The following is a 19170-nucleotide window of genomic DNA, read 5'->3' on the forward strand; positions in this document are numbered from 1 at the left end:
CAGATCCCACCCTGCTGTGGAGACTTCCGCCATGTCCCGCCTCTCCATCGCCGAGCTCACCAATCAAACTTCAGAGTCCCCCCTGGCGGTGGAATTTCACGCCCAGCTGGCTGGCCGAAAGGAAAAGGAAACGAAAAGCGGCAAGCCTTACCTTGAGATCACCCTCGCGGATTCCACCGGTTCCCTCACGCTGAAGGCTTGGGCCGACCATGCCCAATACGGTCAATTGTCGGAATTGAAGGAAGGGGCAGGCTTGGCCGTAGACGGCCAGTTCACCCGCAACCAGTGGGGAATCGATGGCTCCCCGTGGTCCTTCTCGCTTCTCGATCCCAATGCCATGCAGCAGCTATTGGCTGGAGATCCTGCGACCCTGGCCCGGCAGAATGCCGATTATGCGGATATCGAGGGCTTTGTGGCCTCGCTTCACGACCCCAGGCTCAAGGCCCTTTGCGCCCACTTCCTCAATGTCTTCGGCGATCGTTTCCGCCGGACTGCGGCCGCGCGCCGCAACCATCACGCCCGACGCGGCGGCTTGGTGGAACATGTTGCCCAGATGATGCGGTCTGCCAACGCCATTGCCGGGGTCTATCCTGCCTTGAATCGTGATCTGATGCTGGCTGGCGTCCTCTTCCACGATTGCGGCAAGCTTTGGGAAAACACCTATCCCGAGAGCGGATTTACCCAAGGATTTCAACTCTCTGGCGAAATGCTGGGTCACATCCCTCTGGGCATCGAGCTCGTCAACAAGCTCTGGCGCGACCTGCAGGAGGAGCCCGAGCACGAGAGTTGGAAAGCGCTTTCTCCCTCCTCCGAGCTGGTGCGCCTTCATCTCCTTCACTTGGTTGCCAGTCACCACGGCACCCACGAGTTTGGCTCTCCCACCCTTCCCCGGACCCCGGAAGCCTACGCTCTACACCACATTGACAATCTGGACGCCAAATATGAAATGATGAAGGATGCCTACGCAAAGGCCAATGAACTCGCCCCGGGCATCTTGGAGCGACAATTTCCTTTGCCGTCCAACCTTGTCGTTCCGCTGCCCTCCTTTGTCCAAAGTGATTAAAAAGAGCCCGTTCCTGGCAATAGATCTTATTTCCTTGAGCCCTCCAAGGCTTTGAACCACAAAATAGAGCCACACTTCGAACCTTTTGCCCTTGGTGCAAAGCTTGCAAAGAGCACTCGGACACCTATAAGCAATCGAAAGCCTCCCAGCCCCCAACGAATCCCCCTGAAAGATAAGTGGTCAAGCTCAAGTCAGTCCCGGAACCCATCGAACCATCCCCCGATTTAGCAGATTTGGATGATGCTACCCTCGTCGCCAGATGCCAGGCCGAATTGCCGTCGGATTTGACGGCCTATCGGGAGCTTGTCCGTCGCTATGAGGGATTGATTTTCAACACGTGCCGCAGAGTCATCGGCTCTCCCGAGGACGCTGAGGAAGTCACCCAAGACACCCTTTTACAGATTTTTCACAAAATTCATCAGTTCCAAGGTCGTTCATCTTTTAAGACTTGGCTGTATAAAATTGTGCACAATTACTGCCGTAACCGCATCTCTAAACTTGCAAGGAAACGTGAGGGTCAAAACGCTTACGAAGAACATGCCGCAAATGATGAGGACGACCGCGAGGCTGACAACCGCAACGCCGCCCTCTCTCAAGCCGTCGAGGAAGCCCTCGCCAAACTTAAAAAACCAGAACGCGAAGTGATTGTCCTTAAATTTATGACCGGATTGACCCTGCAGGAAACTGCGGACGTTCTGGGCGTGAAGTTGAGTGCAGCCAAGATGCGACTCTATCGGGCTCTCGAGTCCTTTAAAGAAGCATATTCCCGGCTCGATAATGCTCCCCCACTTCCAACATTCCAACATTCCGATGACTGAAGAAACATTCAACCCCGACGACTCCGTCTTCAACGACTTCTTTGCCGAAGCAGGCTGGGATGAAGTCGCCAAGGCGCCCCCCAATGAGCGCCGGGTCGAGGAGATCACCCAACGGGCCATCTCCGAGACCATCATGAAAGAGTCCAGCTCTTTCATCTTTCTCGGATTCTCCTCCGCGATTTCCGCGATGATCGCCGCGTTCTTCGGCTCTATCAAGGACAACGACGAAGACTACAAGCCTTGATCTCTGCTGGGAATTCATTACTTCTTGCGAAGGAACATGATGATCTTCGCCCAAACCCCTGCTCCACTGGCGCCTGTAGCCGTGGAAGAGACCGTTCAAACTGCGCCAGAGCCAGTTGCAACTGATGCTTCCGGCTTCCTCAACTACATCCTAGAGAATTTACGGGATGCCTTTCTGGACATGGCCAAGGGAGCCATCAATGCCCTCCCCAATCTGGTCATCGCTGTAGTCCTGCTCTTCGTAGGCCTCGTAGCGGCCAAACTGATTCGTTCCGTCCTGACCGGGACCTTCAAGCGCATCAATCTAGACGAACTCTTTGAGAAAATGGGTCTTGCGGAGATCTTCTCGAAGATCGGGATGAAGGCCGGGCCCAGCGCGGCCATTCCCAAGCTCGTTTACTGGCTCATCCTCCTGGCTTTTGTCAAAGTAGCTGCTGACAAGGCTGGTATCGAAGACATCTCCACCCTTTTGGACCAGATCATGGCCTTCCTCCCGAAGGTTCTCACCGCCTCCATCATCCTGCTGGTGGGCTTCATCGTGGCTGATATGATTCAGAATGCCGCCTTCCGCTCCCTCGACAATATCGGGCTGGAGTATGCCGGCAGTCTTTCCCGCATTCTTTTCGGCTTCCTCTTTGTCCTCGTGCTGACGGTCGCTTTCTCCCAACTGGGTATCGAAACCGAATTGCTCAATGCCTCGGTGAAAATCATTCTCGGAGCCCTCGCCCTGGCTCTCGCTCTCGCCCTGGGGCTGGGTCTCAAGGCCTTGGCTGGCCAAATCGTCGCGGGAGTCTACGCCCGCGACCTTTACAAGATTGGTACCGAGATTCACTACGACGAGGAGCCTGCCAAAGTAGCTGGAGTCGGCCCTCTGACGACCAAGTTAACCCGCACCGATGGCAGCTTTCTCATCATCCCGAACACCCTCTTGGTGACCGAAGTAATTCGTGGCCGCACGGAAAATTAAATTTTTTCAGAAAAAGTGACAAACCGTGTGACAAAATCGGAATCCGGTGTGTCTTTAAAGATGTCCCAGCAATGGGACGTGCGTTGTTGTTCCCACGAGCGGGGGTTGGTTTCGGCCGGCCCTCGCTCACTTTTTTTAACGCGGTCTGCCATTTACCGAGTTCTCCGCACTCACCGCGCTCGGATTTCTGCTTCACAACGAGCAAGAGGTGTTCGGGTAACGCCCAGACCCACCCCTTTCCTCCTCGCCTAGGTCATGGGCTACGGAGTCAACAGGGTCACCTGCACCCTTCCAAAGCGTGGAGTGATCCCCAAAGCGGTTAAATCCCGAAAGACCAATGAGGTAGCGGTCTCGGCAATCAAAGCCACAGAGGCCCCATCATCGGCCCAACTCGTGAGATTGTCGGACACCTCACCCAAGTAGCCCACCGCAACGTTCTCAGCCTTTGTCACCTCGAACTCGAAAAAGCCATTTGCTGTCGAAGGGCAGATCCTGGGGGCATCGGGGCTCAGAGGCTCCAGTCCGAAAGCAAACTCCTCCAAATTACTGAACCCGTCCCCATCTGGATCGGTCTCCCAGCCGGACACGAGAGGATTTTCGAGCTCAGAATCAACAAACTTTAAGCTTCTCCAAACCTCACCCTCCAACAAGTAAGGGGCACCCGCGACGGCCGCAGTGGTGATGTGGGCTCCAGCGGCTCCGACTTGGCCGACCACAATGTTGTCAGCGGTGTCAGTAGTCCAAGTGATACTGGCATCCGGGTCGATCGGGCTGGCGAAGGGCAGAGGAAAGGTCCACGAATTTCCACCCAACAAAATCCATTCCGGGCTCAGCGCCCCGCGATTAAGGCCCCAAATATAGCCGTGCTTTCCATCAGGAACCTCGCCGGTATCAGACCAGACCCCGACGAATCGCGACTGACTCTCCACGTATCGAGACACATCGAGGGTCACCCAATGCTCCGCCCACTGCTCGGTGTTAGAGTCAGAGGGGACAAAGTTTCCCGCAAAGTAGCCCAGGCTAAACGACCAGCTGTCATCTAGCGCTTGGCCCGAGCTCGTCACATTGGTCTGAAAAGGCAAACTCCGCCACTCGACATCACGTCCTTGCAGCACTGGGGAGAAAACCAACAGCGGCAGTAGAGACCAAATGTGATTTTTCATATCGATTCCTTAATCGCGCTACCGCCGGCTTCGCCTAGCCAAAATCAGCCCCGCAACGGCAAAAAGCCCACCCGATGCCGGCTCGGGAACCGTCTGAAAGGTATGAGTCCGAAAGTAGAATTCCTCGGTATCATCGGTGTAGCTCCCGCCTCCAATGGTAGTGCCATTAATTGCCCCCCACACCGCCTCGTCTGCATCTGGCAGATACCATTGGAGCTCCTCTGCGAAGCCCCCCGGGAAGTTCCAATCGGGGTGCGCTCGACTGGTATAGAGCAGCCACTCGGTCCCCGCGCCCGGCACATCGGCATTCCGAACAAAAACATAGGCCTGCTCACCGGCTACGAAAGTGTCGCTTGGATTCGCATCTTCGGAATCGCTGGTTCTCTCCTCGGATAAGTCTGCCCTTCCACCGTACAGAGCCGAATTCCCTTCTCCCGTGATGAAGGCATCATTGGAAGGATCGTCCTCTACGGTGATGGCGTCGAACACTTTCCAATGGGACATCCATTCCGTCGTGTTCTCCGGAGTCGGTGCAAAACTACCGAAGCTCCCAAGCTCAATGCTAAACTCGGCCAAGGTCACCCCACCTCCCGAGCTGGTAAGCACGTTCCCAAATTTGAGTTCACTGCCCCAGACAATGATCTGGGAAGACTGGGCTAATACCGAACCACCTCCGAGGGCGGTCCAGCAAACAGCAACTTTGAAAAGGAACTGAACGGGGGGCATTGCTAAAACTTAACATAAGCTTATTATCAGAACAAGTCCCGCAACTGACAGATGGGCAGCGTCGTGTTGTCCTGACCGCGCAGCCAGCCTAGGGCTGGAGTTCAACTCGAACCCGACCGAATCGTGCGGGATTCGCCGATGTTATTGGAGTCAGATCCCGATAGACCAGAGCGTCCGGGCTCGCACTTTCCAAGGTCACAAAGCTTCCCCCTTCATCCCAAGCCACCAGATCGGACGAAACTTGACCATGGTAGAGAACCGCCACTGCCCGCGCTCTGAGACAACGAAACTGCAAAAAACCTTCCACGGACTCGACCTCCACGCAGACCGTATCGCTCGCCAGAGGATCGGCTCCAAACGCAAACTCTTCCAAGTTGCTCAGATTGTCGGAATCCGGATCGGCATCCCATCCCGAGATGGCCGGATCGGCTCTTTGAGAGTCATCAAAATGAATTTCGAGCCATTCTTCTCCTCTCAGAACCGGTGGCTCTCCTTCTTCGCTTGCGGTTTGGAGCTGAGAACCGACGAGAGAACCCACCACGAAGGTGTCCGCGTCCGCCGTGAACCAATTCGAATTCGGGTTCAGAGGATTGTTAATCGGAACAACCCAACTTGCGGCAGTGTAGAGCACCCACTCATTGGCGGGACTGCTTCTATTCAGCCCCCAGATATACCCTTTGCGACCGGAGGATACTCCATCGTGATCCCACGCCGAGCCAAAGAGTCCGGAAGAGGTCGAATAACCGCTGGCATCGAGAGTCCTCCACTGGCTCGCCCACTGCTCGCTATTTGAAGCTGTTGGCGTGAAACCGCCTTCAAAATATCCCAGAAAAAACGTCCACGAACCATCAAGCGGCACGCCTTGGCTGCTAACTGCACTGGAACCTAGCTCATTCCCCCAATTGACGCCCCCGCCCAAGCACGAACCCGTCAGTAGAGCCGTGATCAGGACAAACCGCCGAAGTTGACTTCGCTTTCTCATAACCGAATTCTTCAAGCGGGCTCCCTTCACCAACTTTCGGTAGCTTATTGGACTCTCTGGCGACGCATGAGCATCAAAGACCCCATCAAAGTAAGAAGAGCGGTCGTAGGCTCAGGAACAAAGGTGAAAGTCTGCACGAGATAGTCTTTGCGATTGCTGGCGTGAAATCCCGCCCCTTCAGTTGTGCCCTGATTGATCCCTCCCCAGACCACGCTGTCCGCATCCTGCACCATCCAGCTCAAGTCGTCGGCCGGGTTGTGGGACTCGGGCGAAACAAAGGGATATTCCCAATCGTCGCTATCACCCGCCGAACGCGTGTAGAGCAGCCACTCCGACCCGGGTTCTGTCGCATTGCTGTTTCGGATGAAGACGTAGGCCTGTTCTCCCTGTGCAAACTCGTAATTGGGATCCACGGCGGTATCGACCGAGAGAGAATTGTTGTCAGAATTCAAAATGTCCCGTCCCGCAAATCGGGTTGGATCCCCTGGATCCATGAAATCATCAGGATCGTCATCATTTGCAACAATGGCATCGAACACCCGCCAATTGGCAATCCAACTGGAGGTATTCTCGCTCGTGGGGACGAAGGTTCCATCAAAGGCACCCAACTCAATGGTGTAACCGCCATCGTTGAAGGAGCCATCTCCTAAAGAGATTGGGTTGCCATTGCTATCAATGACTGAGCCAGGGGGGAAGAGCTCCGAGCCCCAATCAATCGTCAATTCTTGACCGATACTTGAGCCCACGGAGATTGCGCCTACTAGACCTAGGATTTGGGGAAGTCGCATAAGATTCCGGAAGAGTAACCCATCTCGATAATCAATAAAGCCTAAATAACGTCTGCGTTTTTTATGAGGCCGAGTCATTAATACTGGGGCAAGGGGTAAATGTGGGACTTCTTCTCATCTCCGGCCAAAATCTTGACCATCAGAGCGCGATTAGACTCGAGCACGAGGTCAGCGTCGCGATTCGACAGCTGCCGATCGTTCAGGTCCAGCCAGTAGTTGTAAGGACCGGCATCGGCGAGCATGTAGCCGATATATCCCGTTTGATACTCAGACACACTCTCCTCATCGACGACCCGATCACCTTTCCAGAAAAGAATCTCGGTGCTCTTGTTCGGAGCTGTTCCCCCATCAAATCCAGCGGCCAGAGTCAAATCCCGCCCGTTAGGTCCGGCAGGACTCTGATCCAACGGCCACATGGCACCGGTCAGGTTGAAACCTTCGTTCATGGGACAAGCCTGGTCGTAGTCGGCAACGATCCCGTAGGTGAATTGCTCCACTGGGGGCACCGCGTCCGGAGCCAGCGCATTTCCTGAGCTCTTGGGGTGAATCCAGCATCCCATCGCCGGATCAAGGCGGCGTCCGCCTTGGTTCAATTGAGCAAACGGATCGGTCACCCGAATCCACTTTGTGTTGGGGGCATCTCCCACCAGCATCAGAGTATCAAATCCAGGTTCAGCCTTCCTGACATCGTAGAAGAGCAGGCGGGTGGCATCAGCCGGATTGGAATCTTCTTCCCCGGCAAAAGCTGTTTCCTTGTCGAACATCTCGTCGATGGTGCGGTAGCGAATCACCTCGAAGCTCGCATTATTGAGGCCGCTATCAGTCGGCAGACCGTCCAATGTGTTCAAGCTGGCGATGGAGTCATCGAAAATGTCATCGTCATTAAGCAAGGTGATGCTTCCGACTCCTCCTTCGAGAATATCAAATCGATGCCCCTCGAAGACACCACTGGTGATCTGCAAGTAATAAGCGCCATTCGACCCCACAACAGAAGAGAGGTCCAAGCTGCCGACCGAATCGCTCACATCGAGAGTGACGTCCCCTGTTCCAGAATCCTCAGCTAGCGTCAGAGTTCCACTTCCAAAGGTTCCGCTCAAAGAAGGCTTCTCCATGAATGGCGAACTGAAACTTCCACACTCGTAGTCGTTGAACAGGTTGCACTGCCATCCGAAGATCCGCGTGTAGAAGACCTCGCCCGCTTCGATAGCGCCACTTTCGTCGGCATCGACTTCGACCTTCAAACGAATCACTCCATTCGCTGGCGAAGACAATTCAGTAGCCGCTTGGATATTTTCATAGGTCACGCGTTCGGCATCGAATGGGATTCCTGAGCCCGAGGTTTCGACCAGAGAAGAGACACTCGCAAGCGTCGTCCACGTGGTAGGAGTTCCCAAAGTGTCTGCTCCCTCCAAGGTATAGGTCACATCTGAGAGCCCTCCTCTTGGACGCCAGAACTGAGCCGTCACCGAGCCATCGCTCGCCTTCTCAAGGCAGAACTCGCCTCCACCAGGCAAGCCACTTCCGGGCTCGAGGCAGAATGCATACTCGAGGGCGTTTGGATAGATATCACCATCCGGATTTTCACCCAAACCAGTCTCTGAACCTAAATCGCCGGCATTGTCGGCAACGAACCCAGCATAGGTATCGGCTTTGCTGGAGTCCTGTAGTTCAACAAAGTCGTTGTTGTCGGCTTCGTTACCAGGAGTCACCAAAATCGGAGTTTCGTCTCCTACGACGTCATTATTCGCACCGTCGACATCACTGACTGAACTGTATCCAGTCGGTTGAGTCTCGACGACTTGATAAGAGCCAACGGGCACATTGTTGAAGGTGTAGTCGCCGTTCCCATCGGTAGTGGTGGTCGTCGGCTGGACTCCCTCCGTCAAAGGATCGCTATCGATATCGTTCCCCGCCGAATCCTTGAGAGTCAGAACCACTCCAGAAAGCCCGGTGTCACCCGTCCCGTTGTTGTCGGTATCGGCCAAAACCGTTCCTGAAACACTTCCAAATGCCTCTTCCACAAAGTCATTTCCGGAATTCTCGTTGCCCGCAGTGACCGAGATGGGAGTCTCGTCCCCCACGACATCGTTGTTTACACCATCCACATCGGATACAGAATCGAAGCCGGAAGGTTGGGTTTCCACAACCTGATAGTCGCCCACGGGAAGGCCTGCGAAAGTGTAGCTGCCGTTTTCGTCAGTCGTCGTGGTCGTCGGCTGGACGCCAGCAGCCACCGGGTCGCTGTCGATGTCGTTGCCAGTAGCATCTTTCAAAGTCAACACCACCCCTTCGATGGCGGTGTCGCCGAGGTCGTCGTCGTCGGTGTCAGCGAGAACAGTTCCGCTGATGGAACCTTGCTCTTCTTCCACGAAGTTATTGCCGGAATTCTCGTTGCCTGCGGTGACCGAGATGGGGGTCTCGTCCCCCACGACATCGTTGTTCGCACCATCAACATCGGAAACGGAGTCGAATCCAGAAGGTTGGGTTTCCACAACCTGATAGTCGCCCACGGGAAGGCCTGCGAAAGTGTAGCTGCCGTTTTCGTCAGTCGTCGTGGTTGTCGGCTGGACGCCAGCAGCCACCGGATCGCTGTCGATGTCGTTGCCAGCCGCATCCTTCAAAGTCAGCACCACCCCTTCGATGGCGGTGTCGCCGAGATCGTCGTCGTCGGCGTCAGCGAGAACAGTTCCGCTGATGGAACCTTGCTCTTCTTCCACGAAGTCATTGCCGGAATTCTCGTTGCCTGCGGTGACCGAGATGGGGGTCTCGTCCCCCACGACATCATTGTTCGCACCATCGACATCGGATACGGAATCGAAGCCGGAAGGTTGAGTTTCCACAACCTGATAGTCGCCCACGGGAAGGCCCGCGAAAGTGTAGCTGCCGTTTTCGTCGGTCGTCGTGGTCGTCGGCTGGACGCCAGCAGCCACCGGATCGCTGTCGATGTCGTTACCAGCGGCATCTTTCAAAGTCAGAACCACCCCTTCGATGGCGGTGTCGCCGAGATCGTCGTCGTCGGTGTCAGCGAGAACGGTTCCACTGATAGAACCTTGCTCTTCTTCCACAAAGTCATTGCCCGAATTCTCGTTGCCTGCGGTGACCGAGATGGGAGTCTCGTCCCCCACGACATCGTTGTTCGCACCATCAACATCGGAAACAGAATCGAATCCAGAAGGTTGAGTTTCCACAACCTGGTAGTCGCCCACGGGAAGGCCCGCGAAAGTGTAGCTTCCGTTTTCGTCGGTCGTCGTGGTCGTCGGCTGGACGCCAGCAGCCACCGGGTCGCTGTCGATGTCGTTGCCAGTAGCATCTTTCAAAGTCAACACCACCCCTTCGATGGCGGTGTCGCCGAGGTCGTCGTCGTCGGTGTCAGCGAGAACCGTTCCGCTGATGGAACCTTGCTCTTCTTCAACAAAGTCATTGCCGGAATTTTCGTTGCCCGCAGTGACCGAGATGGGAGTCTCGTCCCCCACAACATCGTTGTTCGCGCCATCCACATCGGAAACAGAATCGAATCCAGAAGGCTGGGTTTCCACGACCTGGTAGTCACCCACGGGAAGGCCTGCGAAAGTGTAGCTGCCGTTTTCATCAGTCGTCGTGGTCGTTGGCTGGACGCCAGCAGCCACCGGGTCGCTGTCGATGTCGTTGCCGGCGGCATCCTTCAAAGTCAGCACCACCCCTTCGATGGCGGTGTCGCCGAGGTCGTCGTCGTCGGTGTCAGCGAGAACGGTTCCGCTGATGGAACCTTGCTCTTCTTCCACAAAGTCATTGCCGGAATTCTCGTTGCCCGCGGTGACCGAGATGGGAGTCTCGTCCCCCACGACATCGTTGTTCGCACCATCGACATCAGACACGGAATCAAATCCGGAAGGCTGGGTTTCCACAACCTGATAGTCACCAGGAGTCAGTCCGTTAAAGCTATAGGCTCCAGTCTCATCGGTCGTTGTCGTGGTGGGTTGGACGCCTGAGGCTACTGGATCACTGTCGATGTCGTTGCCAGCCGCATCTTTCAAAGTCAGCACAACCCCTTCGATTGCGGTATCGCCTGCATCATCGTTGTCGGTATCAGCGAGAACGGTTCCACTAATTGAACCTGGGGCCTCTTCCACAAAGTCGTTGCCATCATCAGTTTCACCAGGCAACACGCTGACTGGGATGAAGTCATCAAGGGTATCAGTGTTGGCGGCATCATCTCCAGGAGTCGTGGTATCGCCATCTGATACGCTATCAAAACCGGTGGGCTGGGTCTCCTGCACCCCGTAGTCGCCAAAGAGCACGTTGGGGAAGCTATAACTTCCGTCCGAAGCAGTTGTGGCAGTGACCAACTGAACGCCATTTCCAGCATCGCCATCAGCATCGATGGGGTCTCCGGTATCGGAGGTCAGAGTAATGACAACTCCTTCGATGGGCTCGTCTCCGAATCCATCGTTGTCCGTATCAGCAAGAACCGTCCCAGAAATCACCGCAGGCTGAGCTTCGATAAAGTTGTTCAAGGTATCGGTCTCTCCCGCTGTCACTGACACTGGAATCCATTCATCGCCAATCTCGATATTGGCAACATCATCTCCCGGGGTGCTTCCGTCGTAGTCTCGCACCGAAAGCAATCCTGACGGTTGAGTCTCAACTACCACGTAGTTGCCGACCGAAACTCCAGTGAAAGTATAGGAACCATCGGCTAAAGTCGTCGCCGTTCCGACCTGGACTCCGTCCGAAGGATCGCCGTCCCCATTGGGATCGGTGAAGAGCGCCAATTCGACTGACTCAATCGCGACATTCCCGAAGCCATCACCAGTGTTGTCCTCATAGACAAAACCACTAATGACTCCCTGCTGTTCTTCCACAAAGTCATTGTCCGCAGAATCACTACCAGCAATCACCGTGATTGCGGTTTCGTCGCCCACGATGTCGTTGTTGGCTCCATCCACGTCGCTCACCGAGTCGTATCCAGAGGGCTGGGTTTCCACGACCTGATAGTCGCCGGGAGTCAAGTTCGTGAAACTATAAGCACCGAACTCATCGGTCACTGTAGTCGTCGGCTGAACCCCTGCCGCCACCGGGTCGCTGTCGATGTCGTTGCCGGCCGCATCTTTCAAGGTCAGCACGACCCCTTCGATGGCCGTGTCGCCGGTATTATTGTTGTCGGTGTCAGCCAATACGGTTCCCGAAAGGCTTCCGGGCTGCTCTTCGACAAAGTCGTTTCCTGAAGAATCACTACCAGCACTCACCGTGATCGCTGTTTCGTCTCCCACGATGTCGTTGTTGGCTCCATCCACGTCGCTCACCGAGTCGTATCCAGAGGGCTGGGTTTCCACGACCTGATAGTCGCCGGGAGTCAAGTTCGTGAAACTATAAGCACCGAACTCATCGGTCACTGTAGTCGTCGGCTGGACCCCTGCCGCCACCGGGTCGCTGTCGATGTCGTTGCCGGCCGCATCTTTCAAAGTCAGCACGACCCCTTCGATGGCTGTGTCGCCAGCATCATCATTGTCGGTGTCAGCCAATACCGTTCCCGAAAGGCTTCCGGGCTGCTCTTCGACAAAGTCGTTTCCTGAAGAATTGCTACCAGCACTCACCGTGATCGGTGTTTCGTCGCCAACGATGTCGTTGTTGGCTCCATCCACGTCGCTCACCGAGTCGTATCCAGAGGGCTGGGTTTCCACGACCTGATAGTCGCCGGGAGTCAAGTTCGTGAAGCTATAAGCACCGAACTCATCGGTCACGGTGGTCGTCGGCTGAACCCCTGCCGCCACCGGGTCGCTGTCGATGTCGTTGCCGGCCGCATCTTTCAAAGTCAGCACGACTCCTTCGATGGCCGTGTCGCCAGCATCATCATTGTCGGTGTCAGCCAATACCGTTCCCGAAAGGCTTCCGGGCTGCTCTTCGACAAAGTCGTTTCCTGAAGAATTGCTTCCAGCACTCACCGTGATCGGTGTTTCGTCACCCACGATGTTGTTGTTGGCTCCGTCCACGTCGCTCACCGAGTCGTATCCAGAGGGCTGTGTTTCCACGACCTGATAGTCGCCGGGAGTCAAGTTCGTGAAGCTATAAGCACCGAACTCATCGGTCACTGTGGTCGTCGGCTGAACTCCTGCTGCTACCGGATCGCTGTCGATGTCGTTGCCAGCGGCATCTTTCAAAGTCAGCACCACTCCTTCGATGGCCGTGTCGCCGGTATTATTGTTGTCGGTGTCTGCAAGAACAGTCCCGCTGAGCGATCCTGGCGCTTCTTCAACAAAGTCATTGCCTGACGAATCGCTGCCCCCAGTAACACTAATAGCAGTCTCGTCGCCAATGATGTCGTTATTGGCTCCATCAACATCACTCACCGAGTCGTAACCGGAGGGCTGGGTCTCTACGACCCGATAATCTGCGGGAAACAAGCCGGTGAAGCTATAAGCACCGAACTCGTCAGTCGCCGTAACTGTAGGCTGAACCCCAGACGCGACGGGGTCACTGTCGATGTCGTTGCCCGACGCGTCTTTCAAAGTCAAAACCACTCCTTCAATCGCGGTATCACCCAAATCGTCATTGTCGGTATCAGCCAAGACTGTTCCGCTGATTGAGCCTGGCAGAACTTCCAGGAAGTCGTTGCGATTGTCATTCTCACCAGCAGTTACACTGACGGGAATGCTGTTATCAACTCCAAGGTCAGCCGCATCATCACTGACATTTGAAAAGTCTTGGTCGAGTAGGGAGAAATAACCTTCGGGCTGGTCCTCCACCACCACGTAAGTTCCAGGCGAAATGCCGGCAAAGTTGTAATCTCCGTTCGCGTTTGTGGACAAGCTTGTCACTTCCACCCCATCGCTCGGGTCTCCGTCACCATTGGGATCGGTAAAAAGTCGTACCGTCACCCCCGCAATTGGCAAGTCGATGGTATCGTTGTTTTGAAGGGTTCCGTTGCCATTGGTATCCGCCCGAACCGTTCCCCGAATGTTGGCGGTCTGCTCTTCGACGAAATCATTGCCGCTGGAAGTGCTTCCTGCGGTCAGGACGATGGCATTCTCGTCTCCAATCACATTGTTGTTCACCCCATCCACATCGCTGACTGAATCGTAACCGGAGGGCTGACTCTCAACGACTTGATAATTCCCAGCGACCAGACCGGTGAAGCTATACTCTCCATTTGAATCGGTAGTCGTTGTTGTTGGCTGAACTCCGACTGCGGCAGGATCACTGTCGATATCGTTTCCGAACTCGTCCTTCAAGGTCAGGGTCACGCCTTGGATCCCAACTTCTCCCAAATTATCGTTATCGATGTCTGCCAGAACAGTCCCGCTAATAGTGGCGGGCAGAGCTTCTTCAACGAAGTTGTTGCCAGATGAATTGGCGCCTCCAACCACAGGAATCAAGGATTGGTCTCCAATCAAATCGAGGTTGCCTCCATCGGCATCACTCACAGAAATGTATCCTGTAGGCTGGGTTTCCACCACTTGATAGTCGCCGGGTCGCAAGTTGCTAAAGCTGTAACTTCCATTGCTGGCAGTAGTGGTCACCGTTGGCTGAACCCCGGAAGCAACCGGATCACTGTCAATGTCATTGCCCGCAGAATCCTTTAAGGTGAGAACCACTCCACCAATGGCAACGTCGCCAGTGCCATTTCCATCAAGGTCTTCGAAAACAATACCGCTGAGCGAACCCAGTTGCTCCTCGATAAAGTCATTCCCGCCGGCGTCGGAACCAGCCACGACCGTAATCGCAGTTTCATCTCCAATAGTGTCGTTGTTCGCACCGTCGACATCGGAAACGGAAACATAACCAGAAGGCTGACTCTCCACGACCTGATAATCGCCCGCCGGAAGCCCGGCAAAGCTATAACTTCCGTTGGTAGCCGTGGTCGTTGTCGTTGGCTGAACTCCACCGGTTGAGAGATCGCTGTCAATGTCATTTCCCGCAGAGTCTTTCAATGTGACAACCACCCCTGACAAACCGATGTCACCAATCCCGTCATTGTCCTGATCGACATAGACCGTTCCGCTCAAGGAACCTTCCGTCGGAGCGGGGATCTCTTCAACGAAGTCGTTGCCATCATCAATCTCGTTTTCGAGAATCGTAACGGGAATCAGGTTGTCTGTCGTTGAGGAGTTCGCGGCGTCATCCTCGGGAGAAGTAGTGTCGCCATCAGTCACCGTGACGTATCCCGAAGGCTGACTCTGCGAGACCAAATAATCGCCGGCCGGAAGGTTGGGGAAGTAATACTGCCCGCCATTAATCGTCGTAATGGTGTAGGGTTCAATCAACGGAGTCGTGGGATCGAAATCGACAAAGGAACCATCCGAATAAAGAAGAGTCACCTCTACCCCATCGAGCGGAGTGTCACCATTGCCGTCACCCGTGGTATCAACATAGACGGTTCCACCGATGGCACCTTGTGGGAACGCAACCGGAGCATTGGCAGTTACCGGAATGACTTGCGTCCCCCCCTGCCCGACTACGGAGTTGATGATTGCACCAGTTCCATCCGCAGGGAGCGAAACAACTTCCGCGACGAAGACGAGAGAAAACCCTTCGCCGGGAGGGAGAACTTTTTCATAGACGAAGCCTCCGTTGTCTTCATCGATTGGGAAAAGTGTGCCCGCTCCGTTGTCTGGCACCGAGGTCGTTCCCGACGAGTCGGTGAGTGTGGCCGTTCCTGGCACATAGGCGAGATGGGTGCTGAGATTGTCGAGAAGGTTCACCACATCCGCGGGGAAAGAACCAGTTCCACTGTTTTCCACGACAATCGTGTATTTCAACTGATCGCCGATATCCGCCGAGCCGTTGCCATTGTAGTCATTTTCAAAGAGAGCATCTTTGGCCAGTGCCATCACTGGAATTCCAGGAACTGTTGTTCCCAGGTCAACTGCGGGAGAACCTACCGAAGCCGTATCGGGATCTTGTCCATAGGCTACGGCCAAGAGCCCCGTTCCCCCATCACAAATCCAAATGCGGGTTCCAGTCTGGTCCGCACCAGGGTCCGGAATCCCATCTTCATCCAGATCCACATAAATGATCATCTGATCCAGCTCATCAATGGTTACCTGATAATCATAGCCCAACCCAGTCAGCGGGTCGGTGCCGCCAGTAGACAATCCATCGACGTTACCATTTCCGTTGTAGTCAACGCAGACGGTGATCTGAACATCGTTGTTCGGGTCAGCATCGCGATTCGCTTCATAGCTGACGCTGTCGCGCGGAAAGACTGCCGTGGCCCAAATTGGCGCAGAGTTCTCCACCGCCCCAACGAAGGTCGGGTCATCCCCCGGAGCCAAACCCACAACTACCAAGGGCGTAAGATAGACATCGGGGACAAGCGAGAACCCCCAGTCATTGGTGATGTTCTCATTGACGGTATTACCATTGGTGTCCGTGTAATCGGCATCACCTGAGTCTACCGAAGCCAATGCAAAGAAGGTCTCCCCATTTGTGGAACCAAAACGCGCCGCGTCTCCATTTGTCAGCTCATAGGAAATTACCGCATTAGCAGGAATGTTTAGGGTCTGGGTCGCCGAACTTGAGCTTTCCACCTCCACATCGATGGCTGTCGAGTTTGGATTGAAAAGCCACACCAGCGTCGCGCTTTCCGCGCGAGTGCTCACCGGTGCAACATAGCTGTTGGAGAACTGAACTTCCGGCGGCAAGGTATACCAGCGGGACTCGTAATTGGAATTGATGTCACCCGTGATCAGCTGGACCTGTGCAACTCGAGAGGTGACAATTTCATCTCCCAAGTTCAGCCCCCCGTTCCAGGTGAAGGTCTCCCCCTCGTTAATGGTCGCTACCAAGGTCCCATTGAGACGAATCTCGTTGTTGTCGAGAGCCGACATCACCGACGCTCCGACAAACTCAAAAGCTTGAAAATCGACCGAGTCCGCCAAGTCCTCGCCGATCGGGAGGGTGAACTCATATCCCCAGAGTGATGTGGGATACATTTCCCATGCCCCGGCGAGCAAGGTGGCGGTATTATCCGCCCATGCGGCCCGAGTAATGGCCACATACTTGGAAGTCGAGATTTTATCCCGCCCATCGAAGTAAAACTGACTCCCGGCGTCGGAAGTCTCGAAGGTGTTCTGCAAAATGATCACGTCACCCGCGTCCAACAAGTCGTCCGGATATCCAGGAGCAACTCCGTTCACGAGATTGCCGTCTCCCCAGACTTGGGTCGCCACCTGGGTGGGATCATTGCGGAAGGCCTCATAACCTTCCGTGCCGTTATCCTCCCAGTGGTCATAGAGAATGATCGTTCCGTCGTAGGCGATAGAGAGGGAATTGTAGCTGGTCACCGGATCTTCCGCTGCCGCATTAATGGTGTCCAATGCGTTGAAGATATCAGATTCGGAAAATGGAAAATAGTAAGTCGCAACCGTCTCCAACAATCCTGGTGCATCGGAAGTATCGAGAAAGATATTTCCCGACTCCTCCAGCCCGGTGAAGGTGATGGCAATCCGATTGTCGTTCGCTCCCCCGCTATCTGCCGTCGAAGTCGAGTCAGGAAGGTCCGTAGCCACTACGACATAGCTTCCATTCGCGGGTGGCAGAAGTCGATAGACTCCATCCGCATCCGTGACGGTCGATACCAGCGCCCCTCCTGTCGGGACTCCGCCACCCCCATCGGCAAAAAGCTCCACCGTGACTCCCGCCAAGCCCCGATCCTCGGCCTCCGTGTTGGCCAGATCTCCATCTCCGTCGATGTCGAAGCGCACTTCTCCCGAGATGGAATTCGGCACAATCTCCACCTCGAAGTTGTCGATCCCCGCTTCGACAAGCGTTTCTGTCCCGCCATCCGCAGTTTCAATCAAGAATGTCACGGTCTGCCCCAGATAAGGAGTCAGGTCGAAGGTGAGGCTCGAATAAGGAGGAGCAAGTTCGTTCCCACCCGCGGGTGCAGTCTCCTCATAAAGGACAACGTCGGAAGTTCCCTCCAAGGTGATGCGAAAGAAATCGGAAGTCGACTGATAATAGGCAAAGATATAGTCCAGCGTCAGGGTCGCCGAAAAAAGATTGGCAGGGAGAGCTATCTCAGGCGACCGAACCGAGGTCACCCCTCCGTCGACATCATTGTTCTGATTAAAAGCAAAACTCGTAAAACCACCCGAGGCAGGGTCGTGATAGGCTCCAGTCACCAAAGCGTAAGTCTGGGTCGGGTCCGAATCCGACTGAACTGCGGTCGGCGTCGGAATCCCCCGCTCCCAAGCTCCTCCGGTTGCGGTATCGGTCACATTCGGATTGACCGTCCACTGACTATTCCCGGTTCCGAAGGCGTTATTCCCTGCGGTATCCTCGAAGTTTGCAAAGAAGATCTGCTGCTGTGCCAATACCTCGGACCCGCACGCAAGGAAGGCGAGTAATAAAGGAATGTTCTTCCCCCTCAATCTAGCGCTGACTCCAATACTGGAAGGGGTGGATTTGTTTGAGAAGCTCATAAATGACACAGATTCGGCCAAAAAATAAACTATTCAGTAATTTTTGTAAAATTTTTTATTTAAGAAATCCGTAAATAATATTGTGACCTTTCTGACAAGAAAGGACGGCACAACTTCCCGTAAAACCCGAAATTCTCGACCACCACGAAGCCAAAAACATAGGAAAATCAACGGAAAACTCTTATATACAAAAGAATACCAAAATAGAAAATTTTGATGAAATCCGTCTTCCCGAGAAACTTATTTTCAGCAAGCCGCTAATAAAAATTCGGAGATTCTCGCGCTAGATTTTAAAATATTTATCCAAAGTTCGCCCAACTCTCTAACAGGTAGTTCCTTCCCGTGACTCCCCCCTCTTTTCGGCTCGCCAAAAGGACAAACTTTTCGAAATAGTGAGAAGTTGGTTCTCCGACCTCTCTGAAATGACCCTACGGCTAATATCATCCCTGCTCCCTCTGGGCTTCCTGCTCCTTTCGCCTGTACAAGCGCAAGAAAAGAAGCCAGTCGTCGAGAAAAGCATCGCCTCTGACCCCCGGGAAAAGGCCGTCCCGCCCACCCGAAACACCACCACGGGTAAAACCTTTGAGGAAGAGCTGAGGAAATCTCTTCTAGCCTTGGGCTATAAGGTTGCAGAACAGGTGCAAGTCGGGACTCGTCCCAACGGCAGCAAGCACATGATTGACCTTGTCGCCACCAAAGGGGGTCACTCTTATCTGATCTCGCTCAAGTGGCAGCAGACCTCGGGAACAGCCGAACAAAAGGTGCCATACGAGGTCATTTGCCTTTCCGAAGCCCTCAAGCAATCACGGGGAGCCCACCGCGCGGCCTATCTGGTTCTAGGCGGGGAAGGATGGTCCCTGAAGGAATTCTATTTGGCGGGAGGACTGCGACGACATCTCAGTCTCGACCAACAGGTGGAGATTCTCAGCCCCGAGACTCTCCTTCTGCGAGCCCGCGAAGGAAAGCTCTGACTGCAGACTCAATCTTTCCGATCAAATTCTCGCATCACCAGGGAAGA

The 19170-nt window shown here is 54.6% G+C and carries 10 protein-coding genes; 5 read left to right on the forward strand and 5 right to left on the reverse strand.

The window, feature by feature from the left end; all coding sequences use genetic code 11:
* The first annotated feature begins 31 nt into the window (after window positions 1-31).
* The 4 genes from IE099_RS01275 (at window position 32) to IE099_RS01290 (ending at window position 3091) form a co-directional block, all read left to right on the forward strand.
* Window positions 32-1063: an HD domain-containing protein gene (locus tag IE099_RS01275; RefSeq protein WP_189566594.1), complete on the forward strand. Its 1032-nt coding sequence runs from the start codon at window positions 32-34 to the stop codon at window positions 1061-1063.
* Between the two features lie 176 nt (window positions 1064-1239).
* Window positions 1240-1881, forward strand: coding sequence for an RNA polymerase sigma factor (locus IE099_RS01280; RefSeq protein WP_189566596.1), 642 nt, complete (start codon window positions 1240-1242; stop codon window positions 1879-1881).
* Window positions 1874-2125, forward strand: a complete 252-nt coding sequence (locus tag IE099_RS01285; RefSeq protein WP_189566598.1) for a hypothetical protein — start codon at window positions 1874-1876, stop codon at window positions 2123-2125. Before IE099_RS01280 ends, IE099_RS01285 begins: the two co-directional genes overlap by 8 nt.
* A gap of 36 nt (window positions 2126-2161) precedes the next feature.
* The gene (locus IE099_RS01290) at window positions 2162-3091 is read left to right on the forward strand and encodes a mechanosensitive ion channel family protein (RefSeq protein ID WP_189566600.1); all 930 of its coding nucleotides are present in this window, start codon (window positions 2162-2164) and stop codon (window positions 3089-3091) included.
* Between the two features lie 260 nt (window positions 3092-3351).
* On the opposite strand, the gene IE099_RS01295 is transcribed toward IE099_RS01290, so the two are convergent.
* From IE099_RS01295 to IE099_RS01315, 5 genes are all read right to left on the reverse strand, one after another.
* A complete protein-coding gene (locus tag IE099_RS01295; RefSeq protein ID WP_189566602.1) occupies window positions 3352-4254 on the reverse strand; it encodes a hypothetical protein in 903 nt (300 codons plus the stop codon).
* Window positions 4255-4272: 18 nt separating this feature from the next.
* Entirely contained in the window at window positions 4273-4980 is a 708-nt protein-coding gene (locus tag IE099_RS01300) for a PEP-CTERM sorting domain-containing protein (RefSeq protein ID WP_189566604.1), read from the reverse strand.
* 88 nt (window positions 4981-5068) lie between these two features.
* The gene (locus IE099_RS01305) at window positions 5069-5962 is read right to left on the reverse strand and encodes a hypothetical protein (RefSeq protein ID WP_189566606.1); all 894 of its coding nucleotides are present in this window, start codon (window positions 5960-5962) and stop codon (window positions 5069-5071) included.
* 44 nt (window positions 5963-6006) lie between these two features.
* Entirely contained in the window at window positions 6007-6750 is a 744-nt protein-coding gene (locus tag IE099_RS01310; protein ID WP_189566608.1) for a PEP-CTERM sorting domain-containing protein, read from the reverse strand.
* Window positions 6751-6827: 77 nt separating this feature from the next.
* On the reverse strand, window positions 6828-18044 hold the full coding sequence (locus tag IE099_RS01315) for an SdrD B-like domain-containing protein (RefSeq protein WP_189566610.1): 11217 nt from the start codon (window positions 18042-18044) through the stop codon (window positions 6828-6830).
* Window positions 18045-18574: 530 nt separating this feature from the next.
* Here IE099_RS01315 and IE099_RS01320 point away from each other — a divergent pair.
* Entirely contained in the window at window positions 18575-19123 is a 549-nt protein-coding gene (locus tag IE099_RS01320) for a PD-(D/E)XK nuclease superfamily protein (RefSeq protein WP_229809337.1), read from the forward strand.
* The last annotated feature ends 47 nt before the right edge of the window (window positions 19124-19170 follow it).

The organism is Roseibacillus persicicus, assembly GCF_014651675.1.
GTDB lineage: Bacteria > Verrucomicrobiota > Verrucomicrobiia > Verrucomicrobiales > Akkermansiaceae > Roseibacillus > Roseibacillus persicicus.